Source organism: Labilibaculum antarcticum (assembly GCF_002356295.1).
Classification (GTDB): domain Bacteria; phylum Bacteroidota; class Bacteroidia; order Bacteroidales; family Marinifilaceae; genus Labilibaculum; species Labilibaculum antarcticum.
The window spans coordinates 4184581-4201577 of record NZ_AP018042.1 but is presented as its reverse complement, the minus strand read 5'-3'; the positions used below and the strand labels follow the sequence as shown (position 1 = coordinate 4201577).

Annotated in this window: 18 protein-coding genes; 1 reads left to right on the top strand and 17 read right to left on the bottom strand. The window is 34.1% G+C overall.

The features are described from left to right. Positions 1–35 precede the first annotated feature (35 nt). The 9 genes from ALGA_RS23010 to ALGA_RS16625 form a co-directional block, all read right to left on the bottom strand. Positions 36–182, bottom strand: a complete 147-nt coding sequence (locus tag ALGA_RS23010) for a hypothetical protein (RefSeq protein WP_153244857.1) — start codon at positions 180–182, stop codon at positions 36–38. 369 nt (positions 183–551) lie between these two features. After that, on the bottom strand, positions 552–2048 hold the full coding sequence (glpK, locus tag ALGA_RS16660; RefSeq protein ID WP_173804024.1) for a glycerol kinase GlpK: 1497 nt from the start codon (positions 2046–2048) through the stop codon (positions 552–554). Between the two features lie 32 nt (positions 2049–2080). After that, positions 2081–2434: a PadR family transcriptional regulator gene (locus ALGA_RS16655; protein WP_096431082.1), complete on the bottom strand. Its 354-nt coding sequence runs from the start codon at positions 2432–2434 to the stop codon at positions 2081–2083. 74 nt (positions 2435–2508) lie between these two features. Beyond that, positions 2509–4704, bottom strand: coding sequence for a DUF748 domain-containing protein (locus ALGA_RS16650; RefSeq protein ID WP_096431081.1), 2196 nt, complete (start codon positions 4702–4704; stop codon positions 2509–2511). A gap of 129 nt (positions 4705–4833) precedes the next feature. Next, positions 4834–5661 (bottom strand): mechanosensitive ion channel family protein, encoded by an 828-nt coding sequence (locus tag ALGA_RS16645; protein ID WP_231705986.1) that lies wholly within the window; start codon positions 5659–5661, stop codon positions 4834–4836. Positions 5662–5994: 333 nt separating this feature from the next. Continuing rightward, on the bottom strand, positions 5995–7791 hold the full coding sequence (locus tag ALGA_RS16640) for a DEAD/DEAH box helicase (RefSeq protein WP_096431079.1): 1797 nt from the start codon (positions 7789–7791) through the stop codon (positions 5995–5997). A 174-nt stretch (positions 7792–7965) separates the two neighbouring features. Next, positions 7966–8364, bottom strand: a complete 399-nt coding sequence (locus ALGA_RS16635) for a hypothetical protein (RefSeq protein WP_096431077.1) — start codon at positions 8362–8364, stop codon at positions 7966–7968. A gap of 41 nt (positions 8365–8405) precedes the next feature. Next, positions 8406–9008, bottom strand: a complete 603-nt coding sequence (locus tag ALGA_RS16630) for a class I SAM-dependent methyltransferase (RefSeq protein WP_096431075.1) — start codon at positions 9006–9008, stop codon at positions 8406–8408. 25 nt (positions 9009–9033) lie between these two features. Continuing rightward, positions 9034–9720: a GumC domain-containing protein gene (locus ALGA_RS16625; protein WP_096431073.1), complete on the bottom strand. Its 687-nt coding sequence runs from the start codon at positions 9718–9720 to the stop codon at positions 9034–9036. Positions 9721–10031: 311 nt separating this feature from the next. Between ALGA_RS16625 and ALGA_RS16620 the strand changes: the two genes are divergently transcribed. Next, a complete protein-coding gene (locus tag ALGA_RS16620; protein WP_096431071.1) occupies positions 10032–11258 on the top strand; it encodes a carboxypeptidase-like regulatory domain-containing protein in 1227 nt (408 codons plus the stop codon). Between the two features lie 25 nt (positions 11259–11283). Here ALGA_RS16620 and ALGA_RS16615 read toward each other — a convergent pair whose 3' ends face one another. The 8 genes from ALGA_RS16615 to nusB all read right to left on the bottom strand — a co-directional run bounded on the left by ALGA_RS16615 (position 11284) and on the right by nusB (position 16910). Next, the gene (locus ALGA_RS16615) at positions 11284–11775 is read right to left on the bottom strand and encodes a GNAT family N-acetyltransferase (RefSeq protein WP_162845469.1); all 492 of its coding nucleotides are present in this window, start codon (positions 11773–11775) and stop codon (positions 11284–11286) included. A gap of 152 nt (positions 11776–11927) precedes the next feature. Continuing rightward, positions 11928–12341, bottom strand: a complete 414-nt coding sequence (locus tag ALGA_RS16610; protein WP_096431067.1) for a DUF5606 family protein — start codon at positions 12339–12341, stop codon at positions 11928–11930. A gap of 92 nt (positions 12342–12433) precedes the next feature. Continuing rightward, on the bottom strand, positions 12434–13153 hold the full coding sequence (locus tag ALGA_RS16605) for a TerB family tellurite resistance protein (RefSeq protein ID WP_096431065.1): 720 nt from the start codon (positions 13151–13153) through the stop codon (positions 12434–12436). A 125-nt stretch (positions 13154–13278) separates the two neighbouring features. Next, positions 13279–13872, bottom strand: a complete 594-nt coding sequence (coaE, locus tag ALGA_RS16600; RefSeq protein WP_096431063.1) for a dephospho-CoA kinase — start codon at positions 13870–13872, stop codon at positions 13279–13281. 46 nt (positions 13873–13918) lie between these two features. Continuing rightward, the gene (locus ALGA_RS16595) at positions 13919–14932 is read right to left on the bottom strand and encodes a YbbR-like domain-containing protein (RefSeq protein WP_096431061.1); all 1014 of its coding nucleotides are present in this window, start codon (positions 14930–14932) and stop codon (positions 13919–13921) included. 51 nt (positions 14933–14983) lie between these two features. Continuing rightward, positions 14984–15304 carry a preprotein translocase subunit YajC gene (gene yajC / locus ALGA_RS16590; RefSeq protein ID WP_096431059.1) on the bottom strand — a complete coding sequence of 107 codons (321 nt, stop codon included), beginning with the start codon at positions 15302–15304 and terminating at the stop codon, positions 14984–14986. 54 nt (positions 15305–15358) lie between these two features. Further along, positions 15359–15832, bottom strand: coding sequence for a DUF1573 domain-containing protein (locus ALGA_RS16585; protein WP_096431057.1), 474 nt, complete (start codon positions 15830–15832; stop codon positions 15359–15361). A gap of 127 nt (positions 15833–15959) precedes the next feature. Then, positions 15960–16910 (bottom strand): transcription antitermination factor NusB, encoded by a 951-nt coding sequence (gene nusB / locus ALGA_RS16580; RefSeq protein WP_162845468.1) that lies wholly within the window; start codon positions 16908–16910, stop codon positions 15960–15962. Positions 16911–16997: the final 87 nt, after the last annotated feature.

The window sequence follows — 16997 nt, the reverse complement described above, 5'->3', positions numbered from 1 at the left end:
GCTCTGTAAACAGTTCTCACCTTTGATTTGCTCTACTAAAGTTCTTTTTCCCAAAACTCCCAAATACTCCCATATGAATTTTCTTCATCTCGAACACAGTTATTATTTTGCAGTACCATAATGTCGAGGAAAAAGTCGTAAAGGCGATCGCCTACTTCTAAATTAAATCTCTGATCTTCCATTGCTAAATAATTTTCATTTAAAAATTAAATCTGTATACACAGTACATAGCATAACTATGTTCTTTGCGAAAAAAATAGGAAGTCTTACTTCCGGTGAATTATTATTGAAATATTTAGATGTTTCTAAAGCCTTTAATAAATCCTTCCTTACAAAGCTAAATAAAATACTTGGCTTTGCAAGGTATGTAGTATTATAATTGTTAATTCTTATTTAATCTAAACTTCAAATAACCCTATAAATACCTAATTAACAGACGCTTACAATTCTAAATAACTGTTAAAATTCATTAAAAAAAACAAAACAAACTCCTATAAACAAGAAAGCCGCACTTATTAAGTGCGGCTTTCTTTATAAAAAAATAGAGTTTTTTATTCGTCAGAATCGATCCAATTTAAGGAACGGCTTACGGCCTTATTCCAATATTTTTTTTGATGAGCCACAGTTTCTTTATCCATTTGAACATGATATTCATTGGCAATCTTCCAATATTGTCTAATTTCATCCATACTTTCCCAGAAACCGACACCCAAGCCAGCTAAATAGGCAGCCCCCAATGCTGTAATTTCGTTATTTTTAGGCTGAACAACAGGAATGTCTAGATAATCAGCCTGATACTGAAGTAAGGTTTTACTCACCATAGTACCACCAGCCCGTAATTGTGTAAATTTCATACCCGAATCGGCTTCCATGGCCCGTAAAACATCTGTCGACCTATGCGCAATAGATTCTAATGAAGCTCGCGCAATATGCCCAACACTTGTTCCCATATTCAGTCCCCAAAATGTTCCTCTGGCATATTGATCCCAATAAGGTGCTCCTAATCCAGTAAAAGCGGGTACAATGTATACGCCTCCATTATCTTTTTCGGTAAGAGCAAGGGTTTCAATTTCCTCGGTAGAATGAATTAAACCCAAGCCATCACGGAGCCACTGTACAACGGCCCCCCCCATAAATACGCTACCTTCAAGTGCATAAGTAACCTTGCCCCCAATACTCCATGCAATTGTAGTAATTAAATCATATTTTGATTCTACAGGGTGATCTCCAGTATTCATTAAAATAAAACAACCTGTATTATAAGTGTTTTCCACCATCCCTTTCTCGAAACAAACCTGTCCAAACAAGGCTGCCTGCTGATCTCCACAAATTCCGGAAATTGGAATATCAGTCCCGAACATGGATCTTTTGGTATATCCGTACACTTCACTTGATGAGCATACTTTTGGTAAAAGTGAAGCCGGAATATCCATAATATCTAATATTTCCTGATCCCATTCCAATGTATGAATATTATAAAGCATCGTACGGCTTGCGTTAGATACATCTGTAACGTGCTTCTCCCCCTTGGTAAGCTTCCAAATCAACCAACAATCTACGGTACCAAAAGCAAGTTCGCCTCGTTCTGCTTTTTCTCTCGCTCCTTCTACATTGTTTAAAAGCCATTTTATTTTTGTTGCAGAAAAGAAAGCGTCCAGAATTAAACCGGTCTTCGCTTTTATCAATGAAGCATAACCATTCTTTTTCAATTTATCACAAATATGAGAAGTCCGTTTATCCTGCCAAACAATTGCATTATAGATAGGTTGACCAGTTATCCGATCCCAAATAATCGTAGTTTCCCTTTGATTTGTTATACCAATACCCGCAATATCAGCTCCGGTCATACCTGCTTTTGCCAAAACTTCTTCAGCAACTGATGCCTGAGAATACCAAATTTCATTTGCATCCTGCTCAATCCATCCAGGTTTAGGGTAGTATTGTTCATATTCTTTTTGAACCAAAGAAACAATTTCTCCATCCTGATTAACTATTATCGCTTTTGATACTGAGGTTCCTTGATCCAAGGACAAAATATACTTTTTCATCACCTACTAGTTATATGATTTCTCTGGTTATTTTAAACACTCTCTTTAATCCTTTCAACCGAAAGATTTAAAGCATCAACATATTCTCTCATCACCATTAAATGGGCAGTTCCCTCCTCGGTAAGCTTATAATACTTTCGAGGAATACCTGTATCCATTTCAGCCCATTCCGAGGTAACCAATTTTTCTTTCTTCAATCGATTCAATAAGGGATAAATGGTCCCCTCAGCAATTTCGAGTGATGTAAATTGATTCATCTCACTAATTAGCTCGTATCCATAACACGGTCTAGACCGCAATAATAGCAGGATAATATATTCGAGAAGTCCCTTTTTAAATTGAGACTTCCACTTCGTAATAAAATATAAATTTATTTCTTCATTCATGGTTTAACAAACATATAAAAAAACACCTAGTTTTACAAGATACTATGCATCAGGATAATCATCTGCATTAAATTTTATTGTAACGATACCTCAATTCGGAAATTTGGAGTACGCTGTTCTTCAGACAAATTTCTTAAATCAACACTTTTGAATTCGAAGGCATCACTAACAACTAACGATTTGTTCGTCAACGACTTTGCGACAATATGATTTCTTTTTTCATAGAGATTATTGAATAAAATACTCAATACTTGCTCACCGATTATAGCAATACAATTCTCTTGAAGTGTTTGTTGTGAATTTGATTTGTCCTGATTAAAAATATAAGTTCTAAATTCCAGACTCTCTTCAGCCCAGATCTCTAATTGATCATTCGGGATGATCTTATCATTTATAACCTTTGATTGAAAATACCGATTTACACATTCCCTTACTGCAAGTAAGGTTTTTTCTTGGACGATATTTGTTTCCTGAGAAAACACGAACTTTAATTCAGGTTTCTTCTCTAAAATTTTTGCAAGTTTTTCTAATGTATTGATTTGATCTGAATTCAAGCTATCCTGTAAAAAATGAAATGGCATTTTCTCAATTCTCTCAGGATTGGAGCCTACTAAATCGCCCAGTATTCCAAAAGGTTTACTGACCGTTTTCACCAAAAAATTCATAAATGTTTTCCATACAATTTCTCCCAATTTAAATTGCGGATCCTTAGGGTTACCAGAAACAGGCAAGTCAAATTTGATCTGATCATTTTGATCTTTTAATAGATACAAAGCTAAACGTAGCGGAGTCTTTATTGCATTTGGATCTTCGGTTTTATCTCCAAAATCAAATTCCGACACTTTTATTTTGTTACTATTTATAAGCGATACAGAAGTCATATCCAAACTACAATCATAAGTCAGCTCTCCTTGGGTAATAGGTCTTGCCATATAAAACTCAGTATATGGTGAAAAGCTCATCAAATTAAGTCTTTCAATCTTTCCACGGATATTAAATTGAGTTTCGTCTTTTAAACTAAAAAAAGCAGAACCTGAAGATTTCCCTCCTCCATTTAAATTCATAGAATAGGCTACCGGGATTTTTGATGCATCTGCGTTAATAGTCCCTATATTAATATTGACATCATGCAGGTCGTAAACAAATTTCCGATTTAATGTATGATCCGTAAATTTCACGACTCCTTTAGTAAGAACGATTGTATCCAACTGGTAAAACAATGAAGATTCCAGTTCTTCTTTAGCAATCGTGTCAACAGAAAGAATATCTGATTTCAAATAGCTCTCAAATATCTTTTCAAAATTGCTTGCATCAGAATATAAATCCGCATAAATAACTGGCGAGTCCATACTAACACGTCCAATTTCATAATGGGAAGAGCCAATATGCAACGAATCCAAAACCACATTTAAAGCTTTCGCTGATACAAATGGATTTCCCTCAGAATCATATATAGAGAATTCATGAAGAGCTGCATCTCCCCTAACAAAAACATCCATAAAATCATTCATACTTCCACTAATGTCAAGCTTTGTGTCTAACGAGCCTTCCATTTTTGAAACCACCATATTATCTTTCAAATAGACAATAAAAGGACTAATATCCAAGGAAGTAACTCCTAAATTAATGGTATATCGTTTTATAGAATGGTTGATATCCGCATTAATAAAAACACGCCCTGTCTTTCCCATTGAAAAGTTAACTCCAATCTCTGATTTCTTATTATCCCAGGCAACTAAAGGCAATTCAATATTAATATCCTTGAGATCAATGTTGTTATCTTTTTTAATATCAAGGTAATTAACATGCCCATTTTTGAATTTAATATTTTGAATGGCAAACTTTACATCTTGTTTTTCTTCATTTAAACTAGTGCTATCAATTACTTGCAAACCATCCTCTTTGCTTAGATCATCAAAATTAAATCCGTTCAAATTCTTTACAACAGAAACATTCAATCCATCCAAAAATATTTCACTAATTGAATACTCTCCTTCTAATAATTTCCATGGATTAAAATTTACATACAACTCATCGAAAGAGATAAAATCACTTTTCTTATCCAATTCGTAAAGCCGAAACCCATTTGTCCTTACAGAAAACTTAGCGTAATTAAAGTGAAGTTCTGAAATTTCAATTTTGCGACCAGTCAATTCTTCCGAATTTTCATTCACCCAATATTTAACAATTGTAGATAACATTAGGAAGATAAGAAACAGCACAATAGCAATTGAGCCAATAATTATTTTCCCTTTGGTAAGTTTCATCATAAGATCTTTAAAGTTTAGCGAACAAAAATAGAAAATACATTGCTTGGAATTAAATCATTTCGTACTTATCTCAAATGAACTCATAAAAAAAGGAGACTTTCGCCTCCCTTGTAATGTATCCTTAACTTATTAATGTTTATAAAGGTGAACATCGGTTTGTGGGAAAGGAATACCAACCTTATTCTTATCGAATTCTTTCTTCACAGTTTCTTGCATATAGAAGAAAACGGTCCAATAATCAGCAGCATTCACCCAAGCTCTCACAGTAAAATTAACTGAACTGTCAGCCAATTCTGAAACAGCAATAAAATGAGCTGGATCTTTAAGCACACAGTCATGATTAGTTAATAATCCATTAAGAATCGCTTTTGCTTTATCAATATCATCAGAATAACCAATTCCAAACTTCATATCAACTCTGCGGGTTGGTTGAGTTGAATAATTAATCATAGAACCAGATGATAAACCTCCGTTTGGAATAATAATAGTTTTATTATCAAAAGATAGCATTATTGTATTAAAAAGTTGAATTTCCTGAACAACTCCAGCGAATCCCTGTGCTTCCAATACATCACCAACCTTAAATGGCTTAAAAATTAAAATCATTATTCCCCCTGCAAAATTCTGTAAGGTACCTGATAAAGCCATACCAACGGCTAAACCTGCTGCTGCTAAAATGGCAATAAATGAAGTCATTTGCACTCCAACCATCCCTACTACAGTAATAAACAACATCACTTTCAAAGAAATCCCTAAAAGACTTATGAAGAAAGGCTTTAAGGTTGCATCCATATCTCTCTTATCCATCACCTTACGAACACCTTTTGTAATTACTTTAATAATCCATAATCCAATTACTAAAGTTACTAAGGCAAGTAATAATTTAGGGGCATACTCCATTGCCATTGTCCAAAGTTGGTCTGATTTACCAAAAAGATCATCCATATCCATTTTCATTTTTTTTTGTTGTGTATATTTTAATATTAATTCGAACTGTACTTTTATTCAAAGTATAAAATCCAGTTAATACATAACTCACTATAATACATTGTGTAAAACAGCTTAGTTAAATTAAATAAAATTAACCTAATAAAAAACACCTATTTGATCAATACTATGATCTTTATTATAAACTTCAGATTATATATACATTATATTATTAACCACTAAATTTAATCAAGTATAACGCAAAAAAAAAGGAAGCTTTCGCTTCCCTCTTTTTGAATATCTTGGACTATCACCAATCTTCCTTTGTCAATCTTTAAATGATAATCCTCCTCTGCGAAAAGCCTAAGCTTCCCTCTTTTTTCTTTCCGAGTATCTTGGACTATCACTAGTCTTTCTTCGTCTATCTTTAAATGATTCTCTTTTGCTTCCTCCGCGATCAGATCCGCCTCTGCTTCTATCAGATCCACCTCTATCAGATCCTCTAGATGATCTACCTTTTCTGTGACTTTCGCCACCACCACTCGATGGGCGATCTCCTGACACTTCAATACGCACAGCTCTGTCTCCCACAACTGCACCAGCAAAACCTTTTACAATCTCATTAGTAAATTCTTTTTCCACATCAAAGAAAGAAAACACTCCCTTTAAATCGACTCTACCAATATTCTTTCCTCTAACTCCACATTGCTTGTGAATTAAAGTCAATAAACGAGGAACATCAATTCCATCTTTTATCCCAATATTAATAAACATACGATCTTCATTGCTATCAACACTCTCATGAGTTTTTTGAGCTCTTTTTTGAGTAGATGATTTCATATTCAAATCAGGAGTATTTTTATAGAAATCCATAAAACGATTGAACTCAAGAGATACAAATTTCTTAATGATATCCTCTCTGCTTAATTCGCTTAATTCGTTGTTTATGGCTTCAAAATGGGCTCCGATATTATTATCTTCAATATTTACCTCCTTGATACGGTTCATATAATGAAGCAATTGTCTTTCACAAACTTCTTCACCACCAGGAACCTTCAATTGAGCAAATTCAACATTTAATTTTTTGGCAAGATCTCTTACTTTTCTCTCATCGCGAGGAGTAATCAAAGCAATAGAAATACCAGATCTACCTGCTCTTGCTGTACGACCACTTCTGTGCGTATAATATTCCAACTCATCAGGCAAGTTGTAATGAATTACGTGAGTAAGGTCATCAATATCAATTCCACGAGCAGCAACATCTGTAGCCACTAAAAGTTGAATTGTTTTATTTTTAAAACTTCTCATTACTTTATCACGCTGAACCTGAGAAAGGTCACCATGCAAAGCATCTGCAGCATATCCATCTTTCATTAATAATTCGGCTACTTCCTGCGTTTCCTTTCGGGTACGACAAAAAACAATTCCGAATATTTCTGGGTAATAATCAACGACTCTTTTCAGAACGTTGTAACGATCACGATTATTTAATAAATAATACTGATGCGAAATATTTACATTCGAAGTGTTCGCTTTCCCTACAGTAACTTCAACAGGATCTGTCATGTAGTTTTTAGCAATTCTTCGAACTTCATTAGGCATAGTTGCAGAAAACAACCAGGTCAATTTATTTTCAGAAGTAGAAGATAGAATTACGTCAATATCCTCTTTAAATCCCATATTAAGCATTTCATCTGCTTCATCAAGAATTAAATATTCGATTTTAGATAGATCTACTGCTTTACGTCTAATCATATCAAGTAGACGGCCAGGAGTTGCAACAATAACATGTGCTCCTCTTCTTAATTTCCGGATTTGATCATCAATGCTAGCACCGCCATAAACGTTTACCACATTAAGATTCAAAATATTTTTAGAAAATAGTCTTAAGTCGTCTGCAATTTGGATTCCCAATTCCCTAGTAGGGGACAGAATCAAAGCTTGTGGTAATTTTTGGTCTTGCTCGATTAGTTCGAGCAAAGGTAAACCATAAGCCGCCGTTTTCCCAGTACCAGTTTGAGCCAAACCAACAAAATCAGATCTACCTTCCAAAAGAACAGGAATTGCCTTTTCTTGGATTGGTGTCGGATTTTCGAAGCCTAACTCTTTGATTGCTCCTAGGATAGCCTCAGAAAGGCCAAGATTTTCAAATGAATTCATTCTATAAAATTTATGAGCCGCAAAGGTACGAATTTAATTGCGAACTAAACCATCTTTTATAGTATTATACCACAGGAGAAAATATAAGGCGGCGGACAGATCGGTATTGATATTTTTTATACTGAAAATCAAAACCTTGCCCATGATAAGCACATCCGTGTCATCAGTATTTCTTCATTCATTAACGAGCATAAACACAACTTCTGATTTTATTATGGAAGGAAGTTCTATTTTTCGAAGTTCTAAACTCCTCAACCACCCTTCCATTTCATTTTGCTTCAAAGAATAAAGGACCTCACGGAACTCATCAATTTGATCATCATTAAAATCGTTTTCTTCGAAGTTCCTATACGCATCTAATTCTTGGTCTTCATAATATAATATTTCCTCAGACATTTTATTAATCAAATCAGTTTCGCAAATCTCATGTGCACCACAGCACTCCTCCAATGGTTCTTCTGAAGTTTCACTTTCCTCATCCCCATCTTTTTTCGATTTCCAACGCTGCCCAAAATAGGTGGTTAAAAATGCAATTCCCGCAATTCCCACTAGTGCTAGTAATAAAACTTCCATGAGCGCAAAGCTAAAAATTCAAAATTAATTAATCAAGATATCTAAATGTTCTTTTTCCGTCCAACAAATCGAATCACCATCGCATTTCCATTATGCAATTTTCCTTCTGAAAGATAAATTTCAACTTCCTCTAAAACAGAGATGTCAAATTCATGAAAATCCCGTCTGATTTCTAAAATATCGTAGAGCATATCTTCCTTTTGCGGTCCTCCGGAATTTCGACCGATTTGTCTTTTCGAGAAAACTTCCATTACAACAACTCCACCAGGTTTCAAGGAATCAGCAACAAAGTGATGAGTTTTCATTCTTTCCTGCGAAGGCAAATGCAAATAAAGTAGGGCAAGAGCATCATATTTTTCGACAACTGTAGGATGATCTAAAATACTCCCATGATACATATTTACATCAACCTTATTTTCCTCGAAGAATACCCGAGCATTTTCAACTGCCTGCTTACTGTAATCAAAGGCATCAACGGCCCACCCTTTGCTGGCAGCGTAAGCCGCATTTCGGCCCTCTCCTTCTGCAGGCAGTAATACTTTGCCTGAACTAAGAAGATTTAATTGCTCTTCGAAAAATGCATTGGCCTTCTTTCCATAAATATATTTCGATTCAGCATAACGCTGATCCCACATCTTACTCATAATATAATCTATTCTTGAAAAAAACTTATTTTGCAACAGCCTTCTCGTACTCTTTCTTATACAACTTAACTTGATTGGTCAGTTTTTCAATTTCAGCTTCATTTTCATCCTGAACCTTTCGCAACCAACTTAGCTTACCATCCTTTTCTTTAATTTCAGCCTTTAGGTTTTCAATCTCCTTATCTTTCATTGAGATCAAATCACTATTCTTTTTAATTTCTGTAGCTATTTTTTTCTTTTCCCAATCAGCATCAATAGTTGCAGTCTTTAAATCCTGACTCAACTTACCAGACTCCAATTTTAACGATTCAATTTGTTTTAACAAACCCGAAATCTTCACATTATTTTGATCATTTAGATTCAAGGCAGAATTATACTTATCCAATGTTTCCATCAAACGAACCTTAAGTTCTGTCGTATCCGAAGCAAGTCCCATCAAGTCCGTACTTAAATCATCAATTTCAGTATTCTTCATAGCATTGCTCTCAGACATGCTATTCTTCATTTCGTTATACTCCATTAGCGTTCGATCCAACTTAGAATTCAACTGACTAATATGTTGACCTTTTTTCGAATTCTCATTATCGAGAGCAACCACTTTTGCATCACTTCGGCGTTTTGCATATTCTAATTCTTCATACTTTTTCTTTGATACTACACATGACAGAAGAAATAATGGAAGAATTGACAGGATAATAATTTTTTTTTTCATAGGATCACTATTTATTAATGAGTTTAAGAAACCAAATTGATCTGGTCGTATTGAAAGCTTATTGCAAACGAAGGTATTTCTAATTCAACAAAAAATAAACTCATATGATAAAAATTAACATTTTTTATCATGAAAACCACACCTTTTACTTTTCTGAATCTGTCATAAACATATCTTTGTAAGAAATATTTCTTTCAAATTAAAATAAAAAGATAAAATTACACACAGTTCTCAATTCTGGCAAGAGAATTGATAGCTTACAACTAATTTAGAATCTAATTTTACTAAAAATATTCAAACTCCTTATACTTATGCAAAAATACATTACTCTGTTCCTTGCTGTAATCACATTAGCCTTTTCGGTTAAAGCTCAGGAGGAAAACAAATCTGAACAAAATATAAAATTAATTCGAATTGTCGGCAAACTGACTAACGACCAAAACAACGAACCAATTCCTTTTGCTAATGTTGGAGTTATAGGATCATATATTGGAGCCGCCTCTAATATGGATGGTGTTTTCGAACTAAAAATCCCAGGTAGTTTAATTGACAAAACCATACAAGCTTCGGCTGTTGGTTACTCCACATTCTCAAATAGTGTAAAAAACTGCATTCAGGAAGACACATTACGAATCAAACTAACTCCAAAGAATTACAGCATTGCTGAAGTTGAGATTACTGCTCAATCGTTAGTTTTAAAGAAAAGAATAAAAACTGCGATTGAACGAATTTCTGAAAATTATTTACAAACCCCTTTTAATTACGACGTTTATTATCGATCTGAAAAATTTAAAAATAGTGAGCTAAATCGTCTTCGTGAAGCGGCAATCCGTATTTACGACGACAAAGGATACCAAAGAGCAGATGCCTATCAGGTATTTAAAGAACGCGGGTATAAATTTCTGCAAGTACGAAAGAATTTTGAGAACGCATCGCTTGCTGATGGCTCCACCTACTTAGATGAATTATTGGAGATGGACATTGTTCGTGGTCGCGGAAATATCCTAAACAGTAATCATATTGACTTTTACAATTTAAAGTTAGAGCAAATCACAGAATACGAGAATGATTCAATCTGGGTTATTGGATACAAAAGTAAAAAACCAATGCTAAGCAACACAGGTGATTATTACGCCAAAGAATATTCTGGGAAAATCTACATCAAAATAAAAGACTTTGCAGTGATCAAAAATGAAACGCATGTGGTTGCCAGCAATTATTCATCGCAAGGAAGAAGTTTTTACGTGAATGAAGAACGACAAAAGTGGAAGCCATTAAAAATAGAATACGATTTTAGTGTTACCTACAAGCAACATTCAGGAAGATATTACCTGAGCTATGTGAATTACAAGCGTCATCACAAGGTGCAAGATAAAAAAACCAAAGAAATCACTTTAGTGGATATCAATACTGAAATGCTGATCACTAAAATAAATACAAGCAACCCGGAAATAATAGAAAAAAGAGCCTATTACGAGAACATGCCTTACGACAAAAAATTCTGGGAAAGTTACAACATCATTTTCGATGGAAAATAAAGAAAGAGGCTTATGCCTCTTTTTTTTATCTTCTAACAATAGTGAAAATCAGTTGATCTAAATAAACACCATTTTTATAAACAGCATCCTTTAAAACTGCTTCCTGAACAAACCCTGCTTTTTCCAAAACCTTTACAGATCCTATATTTCCCTCAAAAACATTTGCATACAACCTTACTATATCCATATGAAAAAAGGCATGCTCAATCGTTTTTTTCACAACATGTGTCATGATCCCCTTTCTCCAAAATTTTTGTCCAATCCAATAGCCCAATTCAGCCGATTTACAAAATACATCTTCCTCCTTTTCGACACCAATGCAACCAACTACTTCATTATTAAAATCAATTGCTCTAAAATATCCTTTAGCAATATGATTCACATAATGAATCCAACGTTGAGCATCTTTAAGTGTATATGGATAAGAAAAGCTGTTCCTTAGGAAGCGAGCCACATCAGGATCACTTGCATATTTAACAAGATCCTGCTCATCTCCAGGCTTTAATCTCTTTAACACAATGCACCTTTTATCAATTTCCGATATCATCCAAACCTCCTTTTTCAATGCTTACTTACAATTTCGCAAAAAAACCATAGTTAACAATCAAAAACCGGCAAAAAAAAAGCTGCCTATTACCATAGACAGCTTTTTAAAATTATATAGAAGTTTTACTCTTCCTCTTTTGTTTCTTCTACGGCCTCAACAACATCTAACAAATTATTTTCCTGTAGAATATTGTACCACTGAAAAACCTTTTTCATGTCAGAAACATATACACGATCTTCATCATAACTTGGCAATACTTCAGCCATGTAAGCTTTCAGTTCATTTCCTGAGGCTTTGTGACTAATAGCTTGTCCACCGTTTTCTTTGTCCTTAATACTTTTAAAAACCTCGGCTAATTGAACATCTCCTTCTTCTGTAAAAATAGCAATATCTTCTAAAGCACTAATTTTAGAGGATGCATAAGCAGCCATACGCTTTTTATCAATCAAAGACTCTACAATTAATGCATTCTTTGAGTTAGAAACCATTTTAAAAAGACCTGTGTGTCCTGCGATGGCTAATATTCCTTTCAACATATTTTCATTTTTATATTTGGAAGCACAAATTTATAATTCCATTGTAGTTAAAAAAATATTTTTGCAAAAAAAAATCTTAGAATCAATACAGATTATGCAAATCCTCTTTCCTTTTTTAGCTTTTCGTAGGCTTCGCTTAGTTTTTGAAACTTTTCCTTAGCAGCCTCCTGCACATCTTCGCCCAAGTAACTTACTTTATCAGGATGATATTTAACTGCCATTTTCCGATAAGCCTTTTTCACGTCATCATCAGAAGCATCCCTTGCTAAATCAAGTATTTTATAACTTGATTCTGTCGATTGAATAAACATGGATTTAATCGAATTATAATCACCGGATTGAATCTTCAGGTAATATGATATTTTATCAATCAAATTCAGCTCTGTTTCTGATATAGCTCCGTCAGCCTGAGCAATTCCAAACAAAAAATGCATCAATTGTAATCGAGAGGAATAATCTAGATTGTGCTGAATTTGCTGACAAACCTCTTCTACGGATACATTTTGTTTTAAAATATCACGCAGCATGGTAATTGCCTCGCTAGCTCGTCCAGCACCAAAACTTTTTACCAAATATTCTTTTACGTAATCTAATTCTGCTTTTAATATTTTTCCATCCGCCTTCATTACAGCAGCAACCAAAATCAGCAAGCTCATTACAAAATCACCTTGCCTTGTAGTACCGCGAACGTGACCTTTCTCAATCTCAACGGTATCTATCGCCGATCCTAACATAAACCCTAACACACCACCAATTGGCCCTAAAAAAGCCCAACCTAATCCTCCAGCAATCCATCTTCCGTATTTTCCCATTTTCTGGTCCAAAATTATTTGACAATCCTTATTTTCTAGTAAGCAAAGAAAACAAAAGATAATCTATTTATAAATCGCACTTCTAAAAAAGCGATTCTATTAACAAAGTTTAACATGTATTGAATTTATCTGCTGGCCAGAAACCTAATTTGCTTATCAATCAGGTCAATTTGAGGAAGGATCAACTCCGTGCTGTTGTAAATTACAAAATCTGCTCTTGCAATCCTTTCAGATTCCGAAAGTTGATTTCTCATTCTTTCCACGATTTGTTCTCTACCCGCCGAATCTCGATCAACTACTCTTTGAATTCTTATCTCTTCTTCAGCAGTAACCGTAATAATTTTATCGAAATCCCGATATAAACCCGTATCAAAAAGAATAGCAGATTCTTGTATCACATAGGCGATTTGAGAATATTGATTACTCCATCTTTTAAAATCAGCTCTAACAGCAGGATGAACAATTGAATTAATAGCTTTTAATGATTCTGAGTCATTGAATACAATTTCGGCTAATAATTTTCGATTTAAATTTAAATTGGAATCATAAATTCCATGTCCAAAACGGGAAATTATTAATTTCCGCACTTCCTCATTTGAAACCATTAATCTTTTCGCCTCAATATCGGCAACATAAACAGGAACTCCCATCATCTCAAATGCTTTCCCAACAATTGATTTTCCTGATCCGATGCCTCCTGTTAAGCCAATTTTCAACATTACTGGTTCCTATTTATATTCCTTTTCACCAGAAGGTAATACTGGTTTATTTGAATGATTTCTTCTTCTCTATTAGGTAAGTAACTTCCTGAGGATGAAAACGAACATTCGTTACAAAACTAGGATTACTCAACAACCTTATCTTTAACTTATTGCTCCCCTCCTCAGAGGTCTGATTATAATCTACTCTTATATCGAACAAATCCGCAGAAACCTTATCGTGCTTTTTAAATCCTACAAAATAAGACACCTTAACATCCCCTGGAAACAATCTAAGTAAAAGAGAATCGGGCAAATTACTTACTTTCACAGGAACGTTCATTTTCTCTTCGGTAAACTGTTCTACCGGGACAGTGATCTCAATTTTCCGTTGAGAAAATTTAATCCCCTTAATCTGCTTTAAACTAACATTCCTTTTAGCTGTCTTATTTAAATCTTTTAAAACAAGTCTCTCGGTCTCAACAAAATAAACACTATCCAGCTTCGAACTCGGGCCTTTCAAAACCACACTGTCCATTTCCAATGAGATTGCTTCATCAAGCATGTATTGTTGTTCAAAGCTAATTGAAACCATGCTCTTAATTGGAACTTTCTTTTCTACGATCGGAGAAAACTCAAACATGATCGTATCCGGTAAAATACTTATCAATTTGATACTTGAGGATAAATCCTTCTCGAACAGGTTCACTATTTGAGAAGTAGTAAGAGAATAGTTGCGAAGGGAGCTATTTTCCATGCGATTGTTAGTATAAAGGCCAACATCAAATGGATTAGATAGAAAAGCTGAACTTAGCTTATAGCGTAGCAAATCGAAACCATACGCATTAACTTTTAAGGCAAAATGTTCAGGTAGCTTATTGGTAAGAACCTTATTCTGTGGCAAATTAATGTAACGTACCGGGTAGTTTACCGTAGTTGTATATTCTTTACCCAGAGCATTTAAGAACCAAAATATTGTAGCAATCCCAACAAAAAAAACATACACAAGTAGTTTCTTATTCGAAGCGATTTTTCCTGTATTAAAAAACGCCTTTACCTTTTGAAGATCTGGAATACCCAATGTTTGGAAAGTTTAAAAAGAGACTGTGCTCAAAGAGCACAGTCAAAACAATTATTTTTGAGCGACATCACTCATATCTTTAACCACCGCTGCTTTGTCAATTTTCAAACGATTTTGTCCTTCAACTTCCATGATAATTACAGTCTCTTGAATCTCAATAACTTTCCCGTAAATACCACCTGTAGTTACAACCTTATCACCTTTTTTCAAATCTTCACGGAATTTCTTCAAATCCTTCTGCTTTTTCATTTGCGGACGAATCATGAAAAAATAAAATACCACTACGATTAGAATTAGAGGTACAAATTGCATAATCGGGTTTGCGCCTTCTTGAGGTTGCGTCATCAATAAGATGTTCAATAAATTATCCATTCAATCCTGAGTTTTAAGGCCTAAGGCCATATTATTATATAAATACTAATTATTCTATTTCACTTGAGCAGTAATTACCAACTCCTTTGTTCCATATAAAGTATTGCAAAAAACAGTAATCACCTTATATTGTTTTCCATATCTTCCTTTTGAGTCGAACTCTACAGTAATATGAGATTCTTCTCCAATTGCTACTGGTTTCTTATCCCATTTAACGGCAGTGCACCCACAACTTGTTTCAATGTTCTTAATTACTAAATCTTTTGATCCTATATTCTTAAAAAAGAAATCACAAACAACTATTTCCCCTGCGGAAATCTCCCCAAATTTATGCAATTCTTTAGTAAACTCAAACTTAGGAAAGCCTTTCGTCATAATAATTTGTTCCGAAGCTTTTCCATCAATCACTTTATTTTCAATCTTTGTTTTTTTATCAGAGGAACATTGGATCAAAAATATTGCCAGCACCAACAAATAAACAGTGTAATAAAGATAATTGAGAATTTTAAAAAGAATTATTTTCTTCATTATTTTTCAAACATATTGATTTTCGAAAGTAGTGAATTTTAATGGAAGAATATTTGCGAAGTGCAATAAAATAAAAAATGCGCATTACCCTAAGATAAGCGCATTCTATATAATAGTCCGTTTAATTCTATTTCCCTTCAATTAAGCCTCTACCTACTTTTTTAACGGTACCATTGGCTTTTAGTTCCTGTACCATTTTATCCAGAATACCATTAATAAAAGTACTACTATTAGCTGTACTATAGAACTTCGCAATTTCAAGATATTCGTTAAAACTCACTTTAACCGGAACACTTGAGAATTCTTTTATTTCAGTAAGAGCTAACTCCATGATTAAAATATCCATGTATGCAATACGCTCCAAATCCCAATTTTTAGTATTAGCCTCAATTAATCCCTGATGTTCAGGATGATTTATAATAGCCTTGCGGAACAAAGTTTTCATAAACTCCTCATCGTCACGATCTTTAAACAAAGGCATTAATGAAGTATGAGTATCGTCATCTTTAGTGAAACCTTTTATTGTTCTTGCAACCATACTAATAATGAACTCGATCTCATCATTCCAATAGATGCTCTTTTCTTCCATCACACCATAAAAATCCTCATCTGCAGCAATAATATGAGTATAAAATTTCTCAACAAATTTCTTATCTCTTGCATAGGTACATTCAGGTGCGTTCATATATTCCTGATACAAGTCTGAGCTAATCAATTTTTCGCGCAAAATCCGAACGTAATCCTCCTGATCATCCCAATTTATGGTGTTCGTATTAGAATAGCTACTCAACTGAATGTTATTCGCTAACTGCTTTATTACAGCATTGTCAATAAATCTTGTGTTGGGATTTAGATCCTCATGAGATGGAACAATTTTGTCTCTTAATTTATCAATCTTCTTTTCAGAAACAAAAGCAACATCCACAATAAGTAGAAGTAAATAATGATACAAATCGTAAGCTTTCCCGACACTAAAGAACAATTCCTTTTCGGCTTTAGCTATTGTGCGATCTTGATTTTTATAATAGGCATACAGAATTTGTAACACCTTAACACGAAGCAATCTTCTACTAATCATACGTTTAAAGAACTTATCAATTATATTAATCTCGCCGCAAAAATAGGCTTTTTTTACTTGCGAACAAGAGAAAATCAACAATTTGAA